The following is a 23,207-nucleotide window of genomic DNA, read 5'->3' as shown; positions in this document are numbered from 1 at the left end:
ACGGGGCCGTCCGCCCCGGAGTCGTTCGGTGCCCGCCTGCACCGCGCCATGGAGGTCCGGGATCCGCTGTGCGTGGGCATCGACCCGCACGCCTCCCTGCTGGCCGAATGGGGCCTGTCGGACGACCTCACGGGCCTGGAGCGCTTCACCCGTACGGTGGTGGAGGCACTCGCCGACCGGGTGGCGGCGCTCAAGCCGCAGGTCGCCTTCTTCGAGCGCTTCGGCTCCCGGGGCCTGGCGGTGCTGGAACGGGCCGTGGCCGACGCCCGGGCCGCGGGCGCGCTGGTGATCACGGATGCCAAGCGCGGGGACATCGGCTCCACCATGGCCGCCTACGCGGAGAGCTTCCTGACGCCCGACGCGCCCCTTTCCTCGGACGCCCTGACCGTCAGCCCCTACCTGGGGTTCGGCTCCCTGGCGCCCGCCGTCGAACTGGCCCGCGAGCACGGGCGGGGCCTGTTCGTCCTGGCGCTGACCTCGAACCCGGAGGGGGCCGAGGTCCAGCGCGCCGTGGCGGCGGACGGACGGACGGTGGCCGAGACGGTGCTGGACCACCTGGCGACCCGGAACGCCGGTGCCGAGCCCCTGGGCAGCCTGGGCGCGGTGGTGGGGGCCACCCTGCCCCCGCTGGGCGAGACCGCGGCCGCGGTCTCGGAGCGCGCGCTGACGGCGGTCAACGGCCCCCTGCTGGCCCCCGGGCTCGGCGCCCAGGGCGCCCGCGCGGCCGATCTGCCGCGCGTGTTCGGTGCCGCCCTGCGGCAGGTGGTCCCCACGGTCGGTCGGGGAGTGCTGGGGGCCGGTCCGGACATCGCGGCGCTGCGGGCCGCCGCCGACCGCTGGACGGGGGAGGTGCGGGCGGGTCTGGACGGCGCGACCCCCTGAGTCCGGCGGGTCGGAACCCCGGGGTCACCCCGGGGTATTCCGTTCCCGGGGGTCGGGGAGCCGGCGCGGGAGCCCCGGGCGACACGCCGCAAGAGTCCGGAAGTCGGCGGAATGCCGGATTCCGGTGCGGGGTCCCGGCAAGGAGTCGGTAAAGAAACTCCCCGCCGGAGGGGTGAAATGTCGCTTTGTTTCCCTTTTTCGGGAGGCTGACCAGGAGTTTTCGGCTGTTCTCGCTGACTCCGGCGCCTCGGGCCGCTAGTCTCCGAGCAGAGCGGGGATGCCGGGCGAGGCCCATCGCCCCGCCGGTGCGGGGCCGTCGGCCCCCACCGCTTCCGTATCCGACAGTTCCGATACCCGAGGTGACGCAGGCGTGGCTCTTCCGCCCCTTACCCCTGAACAGCGCGCAGCCGCGCTCCAGAAGGCCGCCGCGGCTCGCCGGGAGCGCGCCGAGGTCAAGAACCGCCTCAAGCACTCCGGCGCATCCCTGCAGGAGGTCATCAAGCAGGGCCAGGAGAACGAGGTCATCGGCAAGATGAAGGTCTCCGCACTCCTGGAGTCGATGCCGGGCGTGGGCAAGGTCCGCGCCAAGCAGATCATGGAGCGGCTCGGCATCTCCGAGAGCCGCCGCGTCCGCGGCCTGGGCTCCAACCAGATCGCCTCGCTGGAGCGCGAGTTCGGCGTCAACCAGGCCTGATTTCACCGTGTCGCGGGGAACCGGGATAATCGCCGCATGGAAGCTGCTGCGCCCCGGGGCGAGACCCCCGCGACCCCGGTCGGCCGTCCGCGACTGACCGTGCTCTCCGGCCCCTCGGGGGTCGGTAAGAGCACGGTCGTCGCGCATCTGCGCCGTGCCCACCCCGAACTCTGGCTCTCGGTCTCGGCCACCACCCGTGCGCCGCGTCCCGGCGAGCGCGAGGGTGTGCAGTACTTCTTCGTGGACGACGCCGCGTTCGACAAGCTCGTCGCCAACGGTGAGCTGCTCGAATGGGCCGAGTTCGCCGGCAACCGGTACGGCACGCCGCGCGGGCCCGTGCTCCAACGGCTCGAGCGCGGTGAGCCCGTCCTCCTGGAGATCGACCTCCAGGGGGCACGGCAGGTGCGGGAGGCCATGCCCGACGCCCGGCTGGTCTTCCTGGCGCCCCCCTCCTGGGAGGAACTGGTCCGCCGGCTCACCGGCCGCGGCACCGAGCCCCCCGAGGTCATCGAGCGCAGGTTGGCGGCGGCCCGGGTCGAGCTGGCCGCCGAGCCGGAGTTCGACACCACCCTGACCAACACGTCGGTCGAGCACGTATCGGCCGAGCTGCTAGCCTTGGTCAGCAAATCCTGACCCCCGTGCGCGCCCCGCGCGTCCGTCCCGGTCACCATCTTCGTTCCCGTCTTCCGGAAGGCAGAGCGTGTCCTCTCCCATCACCACTCCCGAGGGCATCATCAATCCGCCGATTGATGAGCTGCTCGAGGCCACCGACTCGAAGTACAGCCTGGTGATCTACGCAGCCAAGCGCGCCCGGCAGATCAACGCGTACTACTCGCAGCTCGGTGAGGGCCTGCTGGAGTACGTCGGCCCCCTGGTCGACACCCACGTCCACGAGAAGCCGCTGTCGATCTCCCTGCGCGAGATCAACGCCGGCCTGCTCACCTCCGAGGCCGTGGAGGGCCCGGCCGACTGATCGGCCCCTCGACCGATCGACCCCTCCGAATCCCACGGGCCCGACCCGCGTCCCCGACGCGGCGACGGGCCCGTCGGTGTGTCCGGGGCCCGGCCGAACCCGACGGCCTCCCCCGGGGCAGGATGGCGGGGCTGGATTGAGACGACGGCGAGAGGCGGCGGACGATGACGCGCAGACCCGAGGTGGTCCTGGGGGTGAGCGGCGGTATCGCCGCCTACAAGGCGTGCGAGCTGTTGCGACGCCTCACCGAGTCCGGCCACGCGGTCACCGTCGTGCCCACCGCCTCCGCGCTGCGCTTCGTCGGCGCCCCCACCTGGGCAGCCCTCTCCGGTCGGCCGGTGGCCGACGAGGTCTGGGTGGATGTCCACGAGGTGCCCCACGTGCGCCTGGGACAACGGGCCGACCTGGTCGTCGTCGCCCCCGCCACCGCCGACCTGATGGCCCGCGCCGCCCACGGCCTGGCGAACGACCTGCTCACCAACACCCTCCTCACCGCCCGCTGCCCGGTGGTGCTCGCCCCCGCCATGCACACCGAGATGTGGGAACACCCCGCCACCCGGGAGAACGTCGCCACCCTGCGCCGGCGCGGCGTAACGGTGGTGGAGCCCGCCGTCGGCCGGTTGACCGGTGCCGACACCGGGCGCGGTCGGCTCCCCGACCCGGCCGACCTCTTCGCGGAGTGCCGGGCGGCGCTGACCCGGGCGGAGGGGGACACCTCCCTCCCCGACGTGCCCGGCGGCCCGACCGAACCCGGGGAACCCGCCGTCGTGTCCGCGCGCCCCGCCGACCGGTCCGACGACCTCGCGGGGCGCCGCGTCGTGGTCAGCGCCGGTGGCACCCGCGAACCGCTGGACCCCGTCCGTTTCCTCGGCAACCGCTCCTCCGGCAAACAGGGGTACGCCCTCGCCCGCACCGCCGCGGCCCGCGGCGCCCGGGTCGTCCTGGTGGCCGCCAACACCTCACTGCCGGACCCCGAGGGGGTGGAGACGATCACGGTGGAGACCACCGCCGAACTCCGCGAAGCCGTGCTGGCCGCCGCCACCGGTGCCGACGCCGTGGTCATGGCCGCCGCGGTGGCGGACTTCCGCCCCGCCCACCGAGCCGCGGGAAAGATCAAGAAGCGGGAGGGCGAGGACCCCGAACCGATCCGGCTGGTCCGCAACCCCGACGTGCTGGCCGAACTGGCGGCCGATCGCTCCGACCCCCGGCGCGTGGTCGTCGGATTCGCCGCCGAGACCGACGACGTCCTGGCCAACGGTGAGGCGAAACTCGCCCGCAAGGGATGCGACCTGCTGGTCGTCAACCGGGTGGGGGAGGGGGTGGCCTTCGGCACCGAGGACAACGAGGCGGTCCTGCTGGACGCCCGCGGCCCCCGGGAGGAGATCCCCCGTGGCCCGAAGGAGGATCTCGCCCACCGGGTGTGGGACGCGGTGGGCCGTCGGTGGTCCGGGGAGCGAGACATTCGGCCCACCTCCGGCGGGGGGTGACCCGTTCGGGTGCCGGCCGGATAGACTGTCCGCGAGCCGCGCCCGCCCACGGGCCGCTCCGCCCGTCCCAGTCAGCAGCCGCTGCAAACCCAGGGAGCGATGTGTCCCGTCGTCTGTTCACCTCGGAGTCCGTGACCGAGGGTCATCCCGACAAGATCGCCGACCAGATCAGCGACACCATTCTCGACGCACTCCTGAAGGAGGACCCCTCCTCACGGGTCGCCGTCGAGACGATGATCACCACCGGTTTGGTGCACGTGGCGGGTGAGGTGACCACCAAGGCGTACGCGGACATCGCGACCCTGGTGCGCAACACCGTCCTGGAAATCGGGTACGACTCCTCCAAGAAGGGCTTCGACGGCGCCTCGTGCGGCGTGTCGGTGTCCATCGGCTCGCAGTCCCCGGACATCGCGCAGGGCGTCGACATCGCCTACGAGTCCCGGGTCGAGGGCGAGGGTGATGAGTTGGACCGGCAGGGCGCGGGCGACCAGGGCCTGATGTTCGGTTACGCCTGCGACGAGACCCCCGAGTTGATGCCGCTGCCGATCACGCTGGCGCACCGTCTGTCGCGCCGACTGACCGATGTGCGGCGCAACGGGACCATCCCCTACCTGCGTCCGGACGGTAAGACCCAGGTCACCATCGAGTACGACGGTGACCGGCCGGTGCGCCTGGACACCGTGGTGGTCTCCTCCCAGCACGCCTCCGACATCGACCTGGATTCCCTGCTGACCCCGGACATCAAGGAGTTCGTGGTCGAGCCGGAACTGGCGGCCCTGGCGGGGCAGGGCATCGGGTTGGCGGTGGACGACTACCGTCTGCTGGTCAACCCCACCGGACGGTTCGAGATCGGCGGCCCGATGGGCGACGCCGGCCTGACGGGTCGCAAGATCATCATCGACACCTACGGTGGCATGGCCCGCCACGGCGGCGGCGCCTTCTCCGGCAAGGACCCCTCCAAGGTGGACCGCTCGGCCGCCTACGCCATGCGTTGGGTCGCCAAGAACGTGGTGGCCGCCGGTCTGGCGCGGCGTTGTGAGGTGCAGGTCGCCTACGCGATCGGCAAGGCCGAGCCGGTGGGGTTGTTCGTGGAGACCTTCGGCACCGAGGCGGTGGAGCCGGCCCGTATCGAGCGGGCCGTCAAGGAGATCTTCGACCTGCGTCCGGCCGCCATCATCCGCGACCTGGACCTGCTGCGGCCCATCTACGCGCAGACCGCGGCCTACGGTCACTTCGGCCGTCCGCTGCCCGACTTCACCTGGGAGACCACCGCCCGCGTCGACGCCCTGCGCGCCGCCGCCGGTCTCTGAGCCCTCCCGGCTCCTCCCCTCGCCATCGGGCCCGGTGGCGCGCCCCGCCACGGGCGCGTCACCGGGCCCGACGCGCGCCCGTGACGGGGCGCGGAACCTTCGCGCCGTCCGACCCCTTTGGTGTACTGACCCCATGACCGGCGAACCTCCCCCCGACCGACCCGTCCCCCGTCCGGCGGGCGGGGGGTCGGGGGCCGCGCGTGCCGCCGAACAGCTCGCCCTGCTGCGGGAGACCGCGCCCCGTCCCCGTCCGGCCCGCCGCCGTCCGCTCGCGGAGGACCGCCCCGTGGCGCGAGTCCTGGTGGACAAGGGGCTGGTGCACCTCGACCGCTACTTCGACTACGCCGTCCCCGCCGCGATGGCGGAGACCGCTCTGCCGGGTGTCCGGGTCCGGGTCCGCTTCGGCGCGGGGGAACGCGGCGGACGTCGGGAGGGAGGGCGCCTGGTCGACGGATTCGTCGTCGGGAGACTGGCCGAGAGCGACTTTCCCGGCCGACTGGCCCCCCTGGCCCGGGTGCTCTCCTCCGAACCCGTCCTGAGCCCCGAACTGCTGGACCTGTGCCGGGCCGTGGCCGACCGGTACGCCGGCTCCCTGGCCGACGTCGTGCAACTCGCCGTGCCGCCCCGGATGGCCAGGGCCGAGCGGATCGACTCCCCGGCCCCGCTCCCACCTCCGCCGGCGCCCGACCCCGGCGGCTGGAACCGGTACCCCCGCGGTCCCGCCTATCTGGAATCCCTGGCCGGTGGCGGATCCCCCCGGGCGGTGTGGACCGCGCTGCCCGGGCCCGGCTGGCCCGACGAACTCGCCCGCGCGGCGGCCGCCTGTCTGGCCTCCGGCCGGGGCGTCGTCGCGGTGCTCCCCGACGGCCGTACCGCGGCCCGGGCGGACGCCGCCCTCACCGCCCTCCTCGGGCCCGACCGACACGTCCTGCTGACCGCCGACGCCGGTCCCGAGGCCCGTTACCGGCGCTGGCTGGCGGTCAGTCGGGGCTCGGTACGGGCGGTGATCGGCACCCGCGCGGCGATGTTCGCCCCCGTCCGCGACCCGGGCCTGGTGATCTGCTGGGACGACGGTGACGCCTCCCACGGCGACGACCGCGCCCCCCACCCCCACGCCCGCGAGGTGCTGCTGCTGCGTGCGGCCCGCGCCGGTGCGGGGGTCCTGTTGGGCGGGCACGCGTGCACCGCCGAGGGCGCCCGGCTGATGACCACCGGATGGGCGGCCCCGTTGACCCCCGACCGGAGCGCGGTCCGTGCCGCCGCCCCGCTGATCCGCACCCTCGGCGACGACGACCGTGCCGGTGACGAGGCCGCCCACACCGCCCGCCTGCCCACCCTCGCCTGGCGGATCGCCCGGGACGCGCTGCGGCTGGGCCCGGTCCTGGTGCAGGTCCCGCGCCGGGGTTATGTTCCGGCGCTGTCCTGCGACCGCTGCCGCGAACCGGCCCGCTGTCCCGCCTGCCGCGGGCCGCTCGCAGCCGACGCGCCGGACACCCCCCCGGCCTGCGGGTGGTGCGGGTCGGCCCACCCCGACTGGCACTGCCCCGCGTGCGGCGGTCGCCGGGCGCGGGCCCGCGCGGTGGGCGTCCGACGCACCGCGGAGGAGCTGGGACGGGCCTTTCCCGGGATTCCCGTGCGCACCTCCGGGCGCGGTGGGGAGGGCGGGAACGACGGGAACGACGTGCCGGACGAGGTCCCCGACACCCCCGCGCTGGTGGTCAGCACCCCCGGAGCCGAACCCCGGGTCGCCGACGGCCCCGGCTACGCCGCGGCCCTGCTGCTGGACGGTCGGGTGCTCCTCAACCGCCCCGGTCTGCGGGCGGGGGAGGAGACCCTGCGGCGCTGGCTGGGCGCCGCCGCCCTGGTCCGCCCGGCCGGCGAGGGCGGGGCGGTGGTCGTGCCGGCGGAGCCGACGCTCCGCCCGGTGCAGGCGCTGGTCCGCTGGGACCCGGTCGGCTTCGCGGAGCGGGAGCTGGCCGATCGGACCGAACTGGCCTTCCCGCCGGTCAGTCGGATGGCGGCCGTCAGCGGCCCGCCGGAGGCCGTGCGTCGACTGCTGGAGGGAGCCGAACTACCCCCGGAGGCCGAGATCCTGGGGCCGGTGGAACTGCCCCGCACCCCGCCGGGCGCCCCCCGCAGGCCGGGCGCGCCGGCGCCGGGGGAGCAGTGGGAACGGGCCCTGGTGAGAGTGCCGCCGGGCCGGGGGTCGGAGATGGCCCGCGCCTTGCGAGCCTCCCTGGCGGCCCGGCTCGCCCGTCGGGAGCGGGAGATCGCCCGGGTGCGGGTCGACCCGCGGGAGATCGGCTGAACCCTCCCGGGGCCCGGCCGAACCGGACGACGCCCTGCCGGGAGCGGACCATCGGAGGGCCCGGGGCGGGGCGTCCGGCCCGCCGGCCTCAACCGTCGCGCGGGCCCGGCAGCATCGTCGGGTCACCGGGGGAGGAAGGCCCGACGCCCCCGTCCCCGACGAACGCGCTCCCGGCGTCCCCGACACCACCGACACCACCGTTCCCGGTGCCGGCACGGCCGAGGGCACGGGATCCGACGGCCACCACCGCCCGGGCGGACACCGCATCCTCCCCGACGCCCTCCACCGGGGAGTCCCCGTCCGGATGATCGTCCCCGTCCCCGTCCGCCCCGGAGGGGGACGGGATCCGGGATCCACCACCCCCGGCGGCACGGCCGATCGGATCGGCCCCCGTCACCCGACGGTTCCCGTAACGCCGGTGCACGGCCTGTTTGGTCACCCCCAGCGCCGACCCGACGGAGTCCCAGGAGAAACCGAGCGAACGGTCGAAGTCCACCGCCGCGGTCACCAGGGTCTCCACGTTGTCCCGCAACTCCCTGGCCAGGCGCACGGTGGGAGCCGGTGCCCGGCCGTACACGACGAACCCGGAGGAGGGCACGCCGCGACGCGGTCGGTAGACGTTGCCCAGTTGTGCCGTGAGCGTCCGCAACGCGTCCACCTGGCGGCGCACCCGCTCGATGTCGCGCACCAGCAGATGCAGGCTGGCCCTGGCCCGGGCGTCAGCGGTGGTGTGGTCGGCCATCGACAAGCCTCTCCAACCGGTCTGGGGGAAACGGGGGACGGCCCGCCGGGGGCATCCCCCGTACGGTTGCTCCCGGTGCCCAACGCCGCACCCGGCGCCGGGGTCACGCCCACCGCACGGATCGGGCGTGAAAGGCGCGGTGCGCGCCCCTTTCCGCGCTCCCGGTCGACACGCCCCGGTCGCCGGCGGAGCCGTAGACTGTTCACCCGTACGGCGTCCGGGGAACCGGACCGCCGCCACCACGCCCGCCCCGCTTACCCCCTTCTTCGAGGTGACCCCCGCACGATGAGGCTCGTCTTCGCCGGCACCCCCGAGGTGGCCGTACCCGCCCTGGACGCCCTGTTGGCAGCGGAACGGCATGAGGTGGTGGCCGTGGTGACCCGGCCGGACGCCCCCGCCGGGAGGGGACGACGACTCGTCGAGAGCCCCGTGGCGCGGCGCGCCGCCGAGGCGGGCCTGGAGATCCTGCGCCCCGAACGACCCCGGGACCCGGATTTCCTGAGCAGGCTGCGCGAGATCGCCCCCGACTGCTGCCCCGTCGTGGCCTACGGGGCCCTCCTGCCGAAGGAAGCCCTGGCCATCCCGGTCCGCGGGTGGGTCAACCTGCACTTCTCCCTGCTCCCCGCCTGGCGCGGCGCGGCACCCGTCCAGCACGCCGTGATGGCCGGCGACGGGATCACCGGCGCGACCACCTTCCTCATCGAGGAGGGCCTGGACTCCGGCCCGACCTACGGCGTGATCACCGAGGAGATCCGGCCCCGGGACACCAGCGGCGACCTGCTCACCCGGCTGGCCTTCGCCGGCGCCGGTCTGCTCGCCGCCACCATGGACGGGATCGAGGACGGATCCCTGCGGGCCGTTCCGCAGCCGGGGGAGGGGATCTCCCTCGCCCCCAAGCTCGGGGTCGGGGACGCCCGGATCGACTGGTCCGCCCCGGCACTGCGGGTGGACCGCGTCGTGCGGGGCTGCTCGCCCGCCCCCGGTGCCTGGACCCTCTTCCGCGGCGAACGACTGAAGATCCGGGAGACGGTCCCGGCCGGCTCCCGCCCGGAGGGACCCGGGGGACCCGCGCCGGAGGTCGCCGTCGACGCCGCCCCCGGCGCGATCGTCGTCGGCCGACGCACCGTCCACGTGGGCACCGGTTCCGGGCCGCTGGAACTGCTGTGGGTGCAGCCGCAGGGCCGCAAACCCATGCCCGCCGCCGACTGGGCGCGAGGCGTGCGGCCGGGGCCGGGGGAGCGGCTGGGCGACTGAGCGCCCCGACTCCGCCCCCGACGGGACCCCGTGCCTCCCGTCCCCGCCCCCGCACGTCCGGTGCCCGCCGTCGTGCCGTGTCCCCCCTGTCGTCCCCCCGGCCCCGCGATGTCGGGGCCCCGACCCACCGAGCGATGAGCCGAAGATGAACGACCGCCCCCGCCCCGCCCGTTCCCGCCGACCGGACCGGCCCCCGCGCCGCCCCCGACGGGACCCCGTGCGTCTGCTCGCCTTCGAGGCGCTGCGTGCGGTGGACGAGCGCGACGCCTACGCCAACCTGGTGCTGCCGCCCCTGTTGGCCCGCGCCCGGCGCTCCGAGGGGCTGGACGACCGCGACGCCGCCCTGGCCACCGAACTGGTCTACGGCACCCTCCGACGGCAGGGCACCTACGACGCCGTCATCGGGGCCTGCGCCGACCGGCCGTTGCGGGGGATCGACCCGCCGGTGCTGGACGTCCTCTCCCTGGGGGCCCACCAGTTGCTCGGCACCCGGATCCCCCGGCACGCCGCCGTCAGCAGCACCGTCGAACTCGCGCGGATGGTTCTCGGCGAGGGCCCCGCCAAGTTCGTCAACGCCGTCCTGCGGCGGATCTCGGCCCGTGACCTCGAGGAGTGGATCGACCACCTCGCCCCGCCCGCCGACCGCGACCCCGAGGAGTACCTGGCGCTGCGGCACGCCCACCCCCGATGGGTGGTCTCCGCCCTGTGGGACGCGCTGGAGCCCGGCGGGAGACGTACGGACCGGGAGGGCATCGAGGCGCTGCTGATCGCCGACAACGAGCGTCCCGAGGTCACCCTGGTCGCCCGCCCCGGGCGGTCCGAACCCGAGGAACTCCTGGTCGGCGGCGCCCTCCCCGGCCGCTGGTCCCCCCATGCCGTGCGCCTGGTCGAGGGAGGTGACCCCGGGGCGCTGCCCGCCGTCCGGGAGGGCCGCGCCGGGGTGCAGGACGAGGGAAGCCAACTGGTCGCCGCGGCCCTGGTGGCCGCGCCGCTGGAGGGCCCGGACACCCGCTGGTTGGACGGCTGCGCGGGGCCGGGGGGCAAGGCCGCTCTCCTCGCCGCCCTCGCGGCCGGACGGGGCGCCGGTCTGCTGGCCGTCGAACGCCGTCCGCACCGGGCCCGCCTGGTCGCGGGGGTTCTGGAGGGGGCGCCCGGCGTCCAACTGACCGTTGCCGCCGACACCACTCGTCCCGCCTGGCGGCCGGCCTCCTTCGATCGGGTGCTGGTGGACGTGCCCTGCACCGGGCTCGGCGCCCTGCGCCGCCGCCCCGAGGCGCGCTGGCGCCGTCGCCCGGAGGACCTGGAGCGTTTCGCGCCCCTGCAACGGGCCCTGCTGCGGGAGGCGCTGTGGGCCGTGCGACCGGGCGGGGTGGTGGCCTACGCCACCTGTTCCCCGCACCCGGCGGAGACCCGCGCGGTGGTCGAGGACGTGCTGGCCGAGGCGGGCACCGGGCCGGCCGCCGCGCCGGCCGCCGAGTGGATCGACGCCCGTCCCACGATGCCGGGCGTCCCCCACCTCGGGGCGGGCCCGGATGTGCAGTTGTGGCCCCACCTGCACGGCACGGACGCGATGTACCTGGCCCTGCTGCGCCGTGCGGACCGGGCCCTCTGAAGGAGGGCCGGGGCGGCCCCCGACGAACCGGCCGGCCCCGGGCCGGTCCGGAGGGGGCGGGGTGCCCGATACTGGTCGCATGGCGCAGATCAATCCCAGCATCCTGTCGGCCGACTTCGCCCGCCTCGCCGAGGAGGCCCGGGCGGTCGAGGGGGCCGACTGGCTCCACGTGGACGTCATGGACAACCACTTCGTCCCCAACCTGACGCTGGGCCTGCCCGTCGTCGAGGCGCTGCTGCGGGCCACGGACACCCCGCTCGACTGCCATCTCATGATCGAGGACCCCGACCGGTGGGCCCCCCGCTACGCGGAGGTGGGCGCCGGGTCGGTGACCTTCCACGTCGAGGCCGCAGCCGCCCCGGTGCGGCTGGCCCGCGAGATCCGCGCGCAGGGGGCCCGCGCCTCCATGGCGCTGCGCCCGGCCACCCCCGTCGAGCCCTACGAGGACCTGCTCCCCGAGCTCGACATGTTGCTGATCATGACGGTCGAGCCGGGCTTCGGCGGCCAGGCGTTCCTCGACCTCACCCTGCCCAAGATCCGCCGGGCCCGACGGATGATCGAGCGCCACGGCCTGGAGCTGTGGCTCCAGGTGGACGGCGGGGTGTCCGAGGAGACCATCGAACGTTGTGCGGAGGCGGGGGCGGATGTCTTCGTCGCCGGATCCGCCGTCTACGGGGCGCAGGACCCGGCCGCCGCGGTGAAGTCCCTGCGGGCCCGGGCCGAGGCCGTCGCGCCCACCGCCCCGGAGGCGTAGGCACACCGGTTCCCGGCCCCGGGCCCTCTTCCCCGAAGAACCGGACCGCTGCCCGCCGGCCGTTCCCACCGCGGCCGGTCCGGTGTTCCACCGGACGTGGTCCGCCGGCCGGCACCCGTCCACCCGCCGTTCGGTGACCGGGTGCCGGGGACGGGCCGCACGCTTTTCCCACCGGATGCACCGGCCACGGGTGGCGCCGGCGACCCGTCGGATCTGGGAGGATGAAGGTCCCGGGGGACGGGCGGGAGTCGAGCCGGAAGAACAGCGAGGTGAGCGCGGTGCCGGCCGGAAGGTCAGCCACACGAATGGGACCGGCCGAACTGATGCAGGCGGCGGCCATGGCCCGTCGCTTCTACCTGGAGGGAAAATCCAAGATCCAGATCGCGGACGAGTTCGGGGTCAGCCGCTTCAAGGTGGCCCGGGTGCTCGAGTCCGCGGTCGAGCACGATCTGGTCCGCATCGAGATCCGCATCCCCGCCGAGCTGGACGCCGATCGCTCCGACGCGCTGCGGGCCCGCTTCGGATTGCGCCACGTGGTGGTCACCGAGTCGCCGGCCGACGCTCCCGACGACACCCCCGACCCGGAGAACCTGGGTGAGGTCGCCGCCGAACTGTTGGGCGAGCTGGTCGCAGAGGGTGACGTGCTGGGCCTGGCCTGGGGGCGTTCGACCATCCACATGGCCGCCGCGTTGGAGAGCCTGCCGCCGTGCACCGTCGTGCAGCTCACCGGGGTCTACGACGCCGGGACCGCCGAGCGGGGCTCGGTGGAGGCGGTTCGCCGGGCGGCGGCCGTCTCGGGGGGCGAGGCGCACCCCATCTACGCCCCGATGCTCCTGCCGGACGCCCAGACCGCCGCCGCGCTGCGCGGGCAGACCGGCATCGCGAGCGCCTTCGAGTACTTCGACAAGGTCACCATCGCGGCGGTCTCCATCGGTTCCTGGGAGCCGGGGATCTCCACGGTGCACGACATGCTCTCCGAGCGGGAACGTGCCCACTACGCCTCGCTCGGCGTCGCCGCCGAGATGTCCGCCCACCTCTTCGATTCCGCCGGGCGACGGGTCGGCCGCGATCTGGGGGAGCGGTGCATCACCGTCGAGGCCGATCGGCTTCGACGCATTCCCGAGGTGGTCGCCATCGCCGGTGGCCGGCGCAAGGCACCCGCCATCGCGGCGGTACTCCGATCGGGCCTGGTGACCAGCCTGGTGACGGACACCGCCGCCGCCGACGAACTGCTCGTGGCCGAAACGGGAACCCGACCGGCCCGCGAACGCACCGACCCCGACGTCGACTGACCCTCCTTCGCCGGCGGGCTCCCGGCCCCGCCGGCGAAGGAGGGGCGGGTCGGCGGCGCCGGGGCCGACGGGCACCGTCGGGAATCGGCCATAATGAAGCAGGAGCCATCGCCGGTCTCCCACCCGCAACCCATTCCATCGCAGGTGAGAGAGCAGCCATGAGATTCCTGAACGACGCCCGTCCGCCGTACGACCTGACCTACGACGACGTGTTCATGGTCCCCTCCCGGTCCTCGGTCGGCTCCCGCATGGGGGTGGATCTGACCACCCGCGACGGCACCGGCACCACCATCCCCCTCGTGGTGGCCAACATGACCGCCGTCGCCGGGCGCCGGATGGCCGAGACGGTGGCCCGCCGGGGAGGTCTGGTGGTCATCCCCCAGGACATCCCGATCGATGTCGTCACCGAGGTCATCGGCTGGGTCAAGCGCCGACACCCGGTCCTGGACACCCCCATCACCCTGGACCCCGGCCAGACCGTCGCCGACGCCATCTCCCTGCTGCCCAAGCGGGCCCACCACGCGGGCGTGGTGGTCGAGGACGGGCGACCGATCGGCGTGGTGACCGACAGCGACCTGAACGGTGTGGACCGCTTCACCCGACTGACCGAGGTGATGTCCCGGGATCTGCTACTGCTCGACGCCGACTCGAAACCGCGCGAACTCTTCGACCGTATGGACGCCGCCCATCGCAAGTTGGCCCCGGCGGTGGACGCCGACGGCCGACTGGTGGGCATCATCACCCGTCGCGGCGCGCTGCGCGCCACCCTCTACACCCCGGCCACCGACGAGCGGGGCGGCCTGCGGATCGCCGCCGCGGTGGGAATCAACGGGGACGTGGCCGGTCGGGCCGCCGCCCTCCTGAAGGGTGGCGCCGACACCCTGGTGGTGGACACCGCCCACGGCCATCAGGAGTCGATGATCTCCGCCCTGCGCGAGGTGCGTTCGCTGGACCCACGGGTGCCGGTGGTGGCGGGCAACGTGGTCTCGGCCGAGGGCGTGCGCGACCTGGTCGAGGCGGGCGCGGACATCGTCAAGGTGGGGGTCGGCCCGGGTGCCATGTGCACCACCCGCATGATGACGGGCGTCGGGCGCCCGCAGTTCTCCGCGGTGCTGGAGTGCGCCGAGCAGGCCCGCCGGATGGGACGCCACGTGTGGGCCGACGGGGGCGTGCGCCACCCCCGTGATGTCGCCATGGCCCTGGCGGCCGGCGCGTCCAACGTCATGGTCGGCTCCTGGTTCGCGGGCACCCACGAGTCACCCGGGGACCTCCAGCAGGCCGCCGACGGAAGGTGGTACAAGGAGAGCTTCGGGATGGCCTCGGCGCGGGCGGTGCGCAACCGCACCGCCGACGACTCGCCCTACGACCGGGCGCGCAAGGCGCTCTTCGAGGAGGGCATCTCCACCTCCCGGATGTTCCTGGACCCGGCCCGGCCGGGGGTGGAGGATCTCATCGACTCCATCGTGGCCGGCGTGCGCTCGGCGTGCACCTACGCCGGGGCGGCCTCCCTGGAGGAGTTCGCCGAGCGGGCCGTGGTCGGGGTGCAGAGCGCCTCCGGCTTCGCCGAGGGCAAGCCGCTGCACGCCGGCTGGAGCTGATCCTCCCCGCGATCCCCGGGGCGGCGGGCCCTCGCCCCGGGCGTCGCGGTGGTCGGGGGCCCGTGGTGTACTGCGCGGGTGCGACACGACGACGTTCCCGCCGCCCCGGACCGGCACCGTGACGGCGACGCCTCCCGGCCGGCACACCCCACGGGCCCGGTGGCCGGTACGGGGGCGCCCCCGATCGGCCTGGACGCCCTGGACGAGCGGATCGTGCGGGCCCTGGCCGAGGACGCCCGCCGGGCGTACGCCGACATCGGCGCCGAGGTCGGCCTCTCCGCCCCCGCGGTGAAGCGCCGGGTGGACCGGCTGCGCGCCCGCGGTGCCATCACCGGCTTCACGGTCCGGATCGATCCGGCCGTGATGGGACGCGGCACCGAGGGACTGATCGAGCTGTACTGCCGTTCGCGCACCGCCCCGGCCGACATCCGTCGCGCCCTGGCCCGCTATCCCGAGGTGGCCTCGGCCTCCACGGTCACCGGTGAGGCGGACGCCGTGGTGCAGGTCTTCGCCTCCGACATGCGGCACTTCGAGCGGGTATTGGAACGCATCGCGGGGGAGGACTTCGTGGAGCGGACGAAGTCCGTGCTGGTGCTTTCCCCGCTGCTGCGCCGGCACGCCCCGGACCTGCCGGCCTGACCGCCCCGCCCGGGGCCCGCCCGGTGCGTCGGCGGGGGCACTCTCCTCCGCGGTGCCCTTCCGCACCGATCCGTTCGCGCCGAGTCGGGTCCCGGCCCACCGGTTCGGGATCCCCAGGGGCGTCAACCCGGTATTCGCCCCCGGCCGGGGTGGCGGTGTCGGGTCGGTGGCTCGACCCGCTCTCCCGGGCGGCGATCGCGGTGATCGTCACCGTCAACGCGCCGGTGGTCTCCGTGCCCGGGGGCGGGAGGGGCCCCGCGCAATGAATCGCCGGTGATCGGGGTGAAAGCGCAACGAAAACCGCCCGGACGCGCAATCGACGCTTCTTGTCGTGCCCCGTCGGCGGCCGTTAGCGTCGGAGGTGTATCCGGCCGCGTTCCGGCCGGTCGCCGGCCCGAGCCGGTGAACCGCCCCGCCCACCGGCCGTCCGCACCGAGGTGCCATGTCCCGCCCCGTCCACACCGCCCGCCCGGCCGTGCCCGCCGACGAATCCGGCGGGGCCATCCTGCGCCTGGCCCTGCGACAGGGCCCGGAGGGACTGCCCGCCTCCCGTGAGGCGGCGCTGGCCGACCTGGACGCGTCCGCCGCCCGGGCGGCCGCCGGCGGCGCCGCCCTGCTGGTCGGATCCGAACTGTCGATGACCGGATACGTCCTGGGCGACCGCCTCCCCGACCTCGCGGAACCCGCGGACGGCCCCACCGACCGCGCGGTGGCCCGGATCGCCGCCCGGCACGGCGTGGCGATCGCGCACGGGCGGCCGGAACTCTCCGGGCGGGGGATCCACAACACCGTCCGATTGACCGGCCCCGACGGCGCGACGCTCGCGGAGTATCGCAAGACGCACCTGTACGGGGAGTGGGAGCGGAAGGCGTTCGTCCCCGGTGACCGCCCGGTGGTCGGGGCCGTGCTGGCGGGAGTCCGGGTCGGGCTGCTGATCTGCTACGACGTGGAATTCCCCGAGGTGGTGCGCGCCCACGCCCTGGCCGGCACCGAGCTGCTGCTGGTGCCCACCGCGTTGATGGCCCCGCACGACTTCGTGGCCCGGCAGCTGGTACCCGTCCGGGCGGCGGAGAACGGGATGTACGTCGCCTACGCCAACCGCTGCGGCGCGGAGGGCGACCTCCGGTTCACCGGCCTGAGCTGTCTGGCCGCCCCGGACGGGAGCGTCCCCGCCCGGGCGGGGGAGGGCGGGGAACTGCTGTTCGCGGAGGTCGATCCGCGGGCGGTGGACGCCGCCCGACGGATCACCCCGTACCTGGCGGACCGCCGTCCCGGGCTCTATCCCCTCGACGGGTCGCCCCACCCGGGCCCCGTTCCCGCCCCGATCGACTGACACCCCCTCACCCCCTTTCCGATCCCCCCGCGCGGCCGGTCGTACCCGTCCGGCCCGGCACCCCAGAGCCCCAGCACCTCCGTCGCACGACCCGGGAGAACCCCCAGATGACCTCCACGGTGCCCAACGTCGCCCACGACGCCCGGGAGGCGGAGCAGCACCCGCCCACCGACGCCCGCCCCGAACCGACCGTGACCATGTTCGGTCCCGACTTCCCCTTCGCCTACGACGACTGGCTCGCCCATCCGGCGGGCCTCGGCCAGATCCCGGCGACGGAGCACGGGGCCGAGGTCGCCGTCATCGGCGGCGGACTCTCCGGCATGGTGGCGGCCCGGGAGCTCATGCGGATGGGGTTGCGGCCGGTGGTGTACGAGGCGGATCGGCTCGGCGGCCGGCTGCGCACCGAGACCTTCGAGGGGTGCGACCCGGGATTGACCGCGGAGATGGGGGCGATGCGTTTCCCGCCCTCCTCCACCGCCTTCTGGCACTACGCCGATCTGGTCGGCCTGGAGTCGCGGCCCTTCCCCAACCCGCTGGCCCCGGGTACCCCCTCCACGGTCGTGGACCTCAAGGGCGAGACCCACTACGCGCGCACCCTGGAGGATCTGCCGCCGGTCTACCACCGGGTCATGGAGGCGTGGAACACCGCGCTGGAGGAGGGGGCGGAGTTCGGCGCGATGCAGCGCGCCATCCGCGAACGGGACGTGCCGCGCATCCGGGAGATCTGGTCCCGCCTGGTGGAGCGCCTGGACAACCGGACCTTCTACGGCTTCCTGTGCGACTCCCCGGCCTTCTCCTCCTTCCGGGACCGCGAGACCTTCGGTCAGGTCGGTTTCGGCACCGGGGGCTGGGACACCGACTTCCCCAACTCCATCCTGGAGATCCTGCGCGTCGTCTACACCGGTGCCGACGACGACCACCGCGGCATCGTCGGCGGCAGTCGGCAACTGCCCCTGCGACTGTGGGAGGACGAGCCGCAGAAACTGGTGCACTGGCCGCGCGGCACCTCCCTGCGCTCCCTGCACGAGGGCCGCACCCGTCCCGCCGTGACCCGCCTGCACCGCACGGCGGGCAACCGGATCACCGTCACCGACGCGGACGGGGACGTGCGCACCTACCGGGCGGCGATCTTCACGGCCCAGTCCTGGCTGATGCTCTCGCGCATCGACTGCGACGACGACCTGCTGCCCATCGACCACTGGACCGCCGTCGAGCGCACCCACTACATGGAATCCTCCAAGCTCTTCGTTCCGGTGGATCGGCCCTTCTGGCTGGACCGCGACGAGCGCACCGGTCGGGACACCATGAGCATGACCCTCACCGACCGGATGACCCGGGGCACCTACCTGCTGGACGACGGCCCGGACCGTCCCGCCGTCATCTGCCTCTCGTACACGTGGTGCGACGACAGCCTCAAGTGGCTGCCGCTGAGCGCCCGCGAACGGATGGAGGTGATGCTGAAGTCCCTGCGGGAGATCTATCCGCATGTCGATATCCGACGGCACGTCATCGGTAACCCGATCACCGTCTCCTGGGAGAACGAACCCTGGTTCATGGGCGCCTTCAAGGCGAACCTGCCGGGTCACTACCGCTACCAGCGCCGCCTGTTCACCCACTTCGTGCAGGATCGGTTGCCCGCCGATCGGCGCGGCCTGTTCCTCGCCGGGGACGACATCTCCTGGACCGCGGGGTGGGCCGAGGGCGCGGTGCAGACCGCCCTCAACGCCGTCTGGGGCGTCATGAGCCACTTCGGCGGTGCCTGTGATCCGGCCAATCCCGGCCCGGGCGATCTGTTCGACGAGCTGGCACCGGTGGAGTTGCCGGAGGATTGAGGTGGCGGTCGCCCCCCGGGCACCCGTCACACCGCGGTGGCACCCGTCATGCCGCGGCCCCGGTCACCAGAGGAGAGCCCGCCGTGCCGTTGGACCACTCCGCCCCCGCACCCGACCCCGTGGGGGCCACCGACCCGTCGGGGATATCCCCGCTGCGCCCCACCACGGTCCCCTCCGACCCCTCGGACGCGGTCGCCCGGGCGGTGGCGGAGGCGGAGGCCGCGGCCCCCGACGGTCCGTTGGTCGCGCTCGGCGAGGAGCACCTGCGCCGGCGCACCTCCGCCAAGTGGCGTTTCCATCCCGCGGACGTGCTGCCCCTGTGGGTGGCGGAGGCGGACGTACCCACCCCCGAACCGGTCGCCCGGGCCCTGCGCGAGGCGATCGACCTGGGCGACCTGGGTTACCCGGCGGACCACCTCGGGTACGTCGGTGCCCTCGACGCCTTCTCCCGTGAACGATGGGGCGTGCCGGTACCGGAGGAGCGAACCGTCCCGGTGGGCGACGTGATCCAGGGCATCACCGAACTGGTCGCCCTGCTCACCCCGCCCGACGGCACGGTGGTGATCAGCCCCCCGCTGTACCCGCCGATCGCGGTGATGGCGCGCCACCGGGGGCGTCGGGTGGTCGAGGCCCCGCTCGATCCGGCCGGGCGCCTGGACCCGGAGGCGCTGGAACGGGCCTTCCGAACCGCTCCCGGGTCGGTGTACGTGCTGTGCAATCCGCACAACCCCACCGGCACGGTGCCCCGCGCGGACGAACTGGACACCCTCGCCGGCTTGGCCGGACGGTACGGGGTGCGGGTGGTCGCGGACGAGATCCACGCCCCGATCGTCCCGCCCGGCGCGCGCTTCACGCCCTGGCTCTCCCGGCCGGGGTCGGAGCGCGGCTTCTCCGTTTTCTCCGCCTCCAAGAGCTGGAACCTGCCGGGGGTGAAAGCGGCGCTGGTGGTCGCCGGTCCGGAGGCCGGGCGGGACCTGGCGGCACTCCCAATTCACCTGGGGGACGCCGCGAGCCACCTCGGGGTGCTCGCGCACACGGTGGCGTTGCGGGAGGGCGGGGCGTGGCTGGACGGGTTCCTCGCCGGAATCGCCGCCAACCGGCGCCTGTTGACCCGCCTGCTGGACCTCCTGTTGCCCGGGGTGGGGCTCCGCGAACCGGAGGGGACCTACCTCGCCTGGCCGGACTTCCGGGAGAGGTGGCCCGACGAGCCCGACCCCGCCGCCCGCCTCCTGGAACGCGGACGGGTGGCGCTCTCCCCCGGGCCGGATTTCGGCACCGGGGGAGAGGGGAGGGCCCGGATCAACCTGGCGTGCTCACCGGCCGTGCTCGCCGAGGCCGTGCGCCGCATGGCCGCCGCCGACTGAGGCGGCCGCGCCGCCGGGGTCGGGGCCCGAGGCGGGGACGACCCCCGCCCCGCCGGCCGCTCCCGCCCCGCCGGTGACCGAGGTCCCGCCGGCCGGACCCTGCCGGCCGGGAGCCAGCACCCCGGCGCACAGGAACAGCACCACGGCGGCCCCGGTCACCAGTGCGAAGGAAAGGCGCAGCGAGGACACCTCGCCGAGCATGCCGATCACGGCCGGCGCGACCAGGCCGGTGGTGTAGGTGATGGTCGCCACGCCCGCGATCGCCCGGGCCGGCTGCGCGCCGCTGCGACCTGCGGCGGCGAAGGTCAGCGGCACCACCACGGCGATGCCCACGCCCAGCAGGGCGAACCCGGCCACGCCGACGGCCGGTACCGGGGCCACCACGACCAGCGCGCCGCCGGCCGTGGCCAGGAGTCCGCCGGCCCGCACGGTGCGCACCACGCCCATCCGCCGCACCACCGAGTCGCCGAGCAGTCGGGCGATGGCCATGGTGCAGGCGAAGCCGGTGTAGCCGGCCGCCGCCACGGTCTCCGAACTGCCGGTGACCTCCCGCAGGTAGACCCCGGACCAGTCCATTCCCGCGCCCTCGCCGAAGACGGCGCACATGCCGATCGCCCCGATCAACAGGGCGGATCTCGGGGGCAGCGTGAAGCGGGGTGGGGCCGTCTCGCCGGGCTTCGCGCGCACGTCGAGCACCCCGCGCACCGCGAAGCGGGCGAGCACCGCCAACGCCAGCGACGCCGCGGGGAGGTGGATCCGGGCGTCCACCCCGAGGTGGACGACGGCCACGCCGACGGCGGAGCCGATCAGGGCTCCGACGCTCCACAGGCCGTGCAGGCCGGACATGATCGAGCGGCCGTACCGTTCCTCGACCTCCACGCCCTGGGCGTTCATCACCACGTCGGCCATGCCGGCGGTGGCGCCGAAGATCGCCAGCGCCGCGCAGAGGGCGATCGGGTGGGGCGCGAGGGCGGGCAGGGCCAGGGCCAGGCACCACAGCACGAGAAGGGTGCGCAGGGCGGCTCTCGCTCCCCACCGGTGCACGATCCGCCCCGCCATCGGCATGGCCACCGCCGCGCCGATGGCGGGAAAGGCCAGAGCGAGGCCGAGTTGACCGGTGCTCAGCCCGAGGTGTTCCTGGATCCACGGGATGCGGGTGGCGAAGCAGCCGGTCACCGCCCCGTGGACGGTGAAGACGGCACCCACCGAGCGACGGGCCCGCCGGACGTCGGGGGAGGGGAGGGCGATGCCGGACTTGTGCCCGGCGGAGTCGGAGGGACCCCGACGGGAGGAGCGGGAGGACGGCATGGCGATAAACTATCAGGAAGCCTTCCTGATGAAACAAGGGTTTTCGGACGGGATTCCGATGGTGCCGGGAGCCGGGGAGTCGATCACCGGCTCCCCCTCGGCCGGTACCCGCCCGCGCCCCGAGGTCCCGGACACCCCCACCCCGCCGGTCTGCGAGGATCCCCGTCATGACCCGTGAGCGCACCGCCTCCCCTCGCACGGCCGGCGCCATCAACGACCGCATCGCGCTGGAGATCCTGGCCGAACGCGGCCCGCTGACGGCCGCTCAACTCAAGGAGAGCATCGGCCTGTCGCGGCCCAGCGTCTCCGATCTGGTGGGACGACTGCGCGAACGCGGGCTGGTCACCGTGGTGGGGGAGGGCGGGGCCGGCCGTCGCGGCCCCAACGCCCGTCTGTACGGCCTGATCGGGGAACGCGCCCACGTCGCCGCGTTGGATGTGCGCACCGACCACGTCTCGGTGGCGCTGGCCGACCTGGCCGGCCGCACCGTCCACCGCGCCGATCACCCCGTCCCGGTCGGTGACACCCCGGAGGGGGAACCCGGGTCCGTCGCGCTGGCCGTCGTCGACGGGGCCCTACGGACGGCGGGTGTCACCACCCCGCACACCCTGGTGATGGGGGCGCCCGGTCTGATCGATCCCGCCACGGGCGCACTCGACGGGTTCCTCGCACTGCCCGCCTGGCACCGCGAACTCGCCCGCCTGCTGCGGGAACGGGGGGAACGGCGGGCCGTCGCCGCCGGCTCCGGCGAGCCCGTCGGTCCCGGCCCGGAGGGAAACGTCGTGGTCGGGAACGTCGTCGTCGAGAACGAGGTCAACCTGGCCGCCGTCGCGGAGCACCGCCTCGGCGCGGTCCGCGACCGGGACACCTTCGTCCTGCTGTGGCTGGGAGAGGGCATCGGCGCGTCCCTCTTCCTGGACGGCGCGCTGCGGCGGGGGGCCTCGGGCGGCGCGGGCGAGATCGGTTTCCTCCCGGTCCCCGGCACCGCCGGTCTGCCGACGGCCACCGACTGCGGCGGGGGATTCCACGCTCTGGTCGGCGGGGCGGCCGTACGCGAGGCGGCGAGCCGCCACGGCCTCGTCCCCGGCGTCCCCGGGGACGAGGCACCGGGTGCGGCGGAGGAGGTGGTGGCCCGGGCCGTGGCGACGCCTGACGAGCCCGCCCACCGGGTCTTTCTGGCCGAACTCGCCGAACGGGTGGCGGTGGGCGCGGCAGCGGTGGTGGCGGTCCTGGACCCGGGCTGTGTCGTCCTCGGCGGGGAGGTGGGGCGGGCCGGGGGGACGGTGCTCGCGAAGGCGGTGGCCGCGCGGCTGGGGACACTGACCCCGCTGCGCACCGAGGTGCGGGCCGGGACGGTGAGCGGCAGCCCGGTTCTGGGCGGCGGGCTGGTCACCGCCCTGGACGCCGCGCGACGGGAACTGTTCACCCGTCGGTGAACGACCCCGTCACCCCGGCGCGACCTCCCGCCACCAACCGATCGACCCCGACTCCGGCCCCGCCCCGACGTCCCGTCCTCCGTGGTCGTGACCCGGTCGGGTGAGGAGAACCACGCACGGATACCCCTGTGCGGACGGCGACCGGCATGGCACACTGGGACGCGTACCAGTGACGCAAGCGCACTCCGGGGTCGGTGTAATTCCGAACCGGCGGTTACAGTCCGCGACCCGGTCACCTCCAGTGATCGGTTGACCAGGTGAAACTCCTGGACCGACGGTGAAAGTCCGGATGGGAGGCAGTGCGCGGCGGAACGGGTCGGTGGTCCCGGCGACCGCCGCGTCCGGCTGTGCCGGCGTGGCCCGCCCGATATCCCCGAACCCCGGTCCGC

General features: G+C 74.5%; 20 protein-coding genes and 1 riboswitch. Of the genes, 18 read left to right on the top strand and 2 right to left on the bottom strand.

Annotated elements, in window-relative coordinates:
* The first annotated feature begins 36 nt into the window (after nt 1-36).
* From pyrF to LZF96_RS05710, 7 genes are all read left to right on the top strand, one after another.
* Nucleotides 37-882: an orotidine-5'-phosphate decarboxylase gene (pyrF, locus tag LZF96_RS05740; protein WP_267940532.1), complete on the top strand. Its 846-nt coding sequence runs from the start codon at nt 37-39 to the stop codon at nt 880-882.
* A 370-nt stretch (nt 883-1,252) separates the two neighbouring features.
* Entirely contained in the window at nt 1,253-1,576 is a 324-nt protein-coding gene (locus tag LZF96_RS05735; RefSeq protein WP_233866372.1) for an integration host factor, actinobacterial type, read from the top strand.
* 36 nt (nt 1,577-1,612) lie between these two features.
* Nucleotides 1,613-2,209, top strand: a complete 597-nt coding sequence (gene gmk, locus LZF96_RS05730; RefSeq protein ID WP_233866369.1) for a guanylate kinase — start codon at nt 1,613-1,615, stop codon at nt 2,207-2,209.
* A 67-nt stretch (nt 2,210-2,276) separates the two neighbouring features.
* Complete coding sequence (gene rpoZ, locus LZF96_RS05725; protein WP_233866366.1) at nt 2,277-2,549, top strand: DNA-directed RNA polymerase subunit omega; 273 nt, start codon at nt 2,277-2,279, stop codon at nt 2,547-2,549.
* 164 nt (nt 2,550-2,713) lie between these two features.
* On the top strand, nt 2,714-4,036 hold the full coding sequence (locus LZF96_RS05720; RefSeq protein ID WP_233866363.1) for a phosphopantothenate--cysteine ligase family flavoprotein: 1,323 nt from the start codon (nt 2,714-2,716) through the stop codon (nt 4,034-4,036).
* Nucleotides 4,037-4,137: 101 nt separating this feature from the next.
* Entirely contained in the window at nt 4,138-5,346 is a 1,209-nt protein-coding gene (metK, locus tag LZF96_RS05715; RefSeq protein ID WP_233866360.1) for a methionine adenosyltransferase, read from the top strand.
* Nucleotides 5,347-5,479: 133 nt separating this feature from the next.
* Nucleotides 5,480-7,654, top strand: coding sequence for a primosomal protein N' (locus LZF96_RS05710; protein WP_233866357.1), 2,175 nt, complete (start codon nt 5,480-5,482; stop codon nt 7,652-7,654).
* An 88-nt stretch (nt 7,655-7,742) separates the two neighbouring features.
* Here the strand turns inward: LZF96_RS05710 and LZF96_RS05705 are convergent, their stop codons facing one another.
* Complete coding sequence (locus LZF96_RS05705) at nt 7,743-8,396, bottom strand: hypothetical protein (protein ID WP_233866355.1); 654 nt, start codon at nt 8,394-8,396, stop codon at nt 7,743-7,745.
* Between the two features lie 285 nt (nt 8,397-8,681).
* On the opposite strand from LZF96_RS05705, the gene LZF96_RS05700 reads away from it, so the two are divergent.
* The 9 genes from LZF96_RS05700 to LZF96_RS05660 all read left to right on the top strand — a co-directional run bounded on the left by LZF96_RS05700 (nt 8,682) and on the right by LZF96_RS05660 (nt 20,074).
* Entirely contained in the window at nt 8,682-9,650 is a 969-nt protein-coding gene (locus tag LZF96_RS05700; protein WP_233866353.1) for a methionyl-tRNA formyltransferase, read from the top strand.
* Between the two features lie 145 nt (nt 9,651-9,795).
* The gene (locus LZF96_RS05695) at nt 9,796-11,262 is read left to right on the top strand and encodes an RsmB/NOP family class I SAM-dependent RNA methyltransferase (RefSeq protein WP_233866351.1); all 1,467 of its coding nucleotides are present in this window, start codon (nt 9,796-9,798) and stop codon (nt 11,260-11,262) included.
* 79 nt (nt 11,263-11,341) lie between these two features.
* On the top strand, nt 11,342-12,016 hold the full coding sequence (gene rpe, locus LZF96_RS05690; RefSeq protein WP_233866349.1) for a ribulose-phosphate 3-epimerase: 675 nt from the start codon (nt 11,342-11,344) through the stop codon (nt 12,014-12,016).
* A gap of 305 nt (nt 12,017-12,321) precedes the next feature.
* Nucleotides 12,322-13,308, top strand: coding sequence for a sugar-binding transcriptional regulator (locus LZF96_RS05685; protein WP_233866347.1), 987 nt, complete (start codon nt 12,322-12,324; stop codon nt 13,306-13,308).
* Nucleotides 13,309-13,466: 158 nt separating this feature from the next.
* Nucleotides 13,467-14,906, top strand: a complete 1,440-nt coding sequence (locus LZF96_RS05680) for a GuaB1 family IMP dehydrogenase-related protein (protein WP_233866345.1) — start codon at nt 13,467-13,469, stop codon at nt 14,904-14,906.
* A 183-nt stretch (nt 14,907-15,089) separates the two neighbouring features.
* Nucleotides 15,090-15,545: an Lrp/AsnC family transcriptional regulator gene (locus LZF96_RS05675; RefSeq protein WP_233866605.1), complete on the top strand. Its 456-nt coding sequence runs from the start codon at nt 15,090-15,092 to the stop codon at nt 15,543-15,545.
* A gap of 442 nt (nt 15,546-15,987) precedes the next feature.
* Nucleotides 15,988-16,878: a carbon-nitrogen hydrolase family protein gene (locus tag LZF96_RS05670; RefSeq protein WP_233866342.1), complete on the top strand. Its 891-nt coding sequence runs from the start codon at nt 15,988-15,990 to the stop codon at nt 16,876-16,878.
* A gap of 107 nt (nt 16,879-16,985) precedes the next feature.
* On the top strand, nt 16,986-18,710 hold the full coding sequence (locus LZF96_RS05665) for an NAD(P)/FAD-dependent oxidoreductase (RefSeq protein ID WP_233866326.1): 1,725 nt from the start codon (nt 16,986-16,988) through the stop codon (nt 18,708-18,710).
* A 203-nt stretch (nt 18,711-18,913) separates the two neighbouring features.
* On the top strand, nt 18,914-20,074 hold the full coding sequence (locus tag LZF96_RS05660; RefSeq protein WP_233866602.1) for a MalY/PatB family protein: 1,161 nt from the start codon (nt 18,914-18,916) through the stop codon (nt 20,072-20,074).
* Here the strand turns inward: LZF96_RS05660 and LZF96_RS05655 are convergent.
* Entirely contained in the window at nt 20,024-21,382 is a 1,359-nt protein-coding gene (locus LZF96_RS05655) for an MFS transporter (protein WP_233866323.1), read from the bottom strand. The two genes, LZF96_RS05660 and LZF96_RS05655, sit on opposite strands and share 51 nt — an antisense overlap.
* Between LZF96_RS05655 and LZF96_RS05650 the strand changes: the two genes are divergently transcribed.
* Entirely contained in the window at nt 21,381-21,560 is a 180-nt protein-coding gene (locus tag LZF96_RS05650) for a hypothetical protein (RefSeq protein WP_233866320.1), read from the top strand. The genes LZF96_RS05655 and LZF96_RS05650 overlap by 2 nt on opposite strands.
* Entirely contained in the window at nt 21,550-22,818 is a 1,269-nt protein-coding gene (locus tag LZF96_RS05645; RefSeq protein WP_233866317.1) for an ROK family transcriptional regulator, read from the top strand. Before LZF96_RS05650 ends, LZF96_RS05645 begins: the two co-directional genes overlap by 11 nt.
* A gap of 176 nt (nt 22,819-22,994) precedes the next feature.
* A riboswitch (FMN riboswitch) is annotated at nt 22,995-23,125 on the top strand.
* Nucleotides 23,126-23,207: the final 82 nt, after the last annotated feature.

This window comes from Streptomyces sp. ST2-7A (assembly GCF_021390475.1).
Taxonomy (GTDB): domain Bacteria; phylum Actinomycetota; class Actinomycetes; order Streptomycetales; family Streptomycetaceae; genus Streptomyces.
The sequence above is the reverse complement of the archived record's forward strand: the minus strand, read 5'-3'. Positions and strand labels throughout refer to the sequence as shown.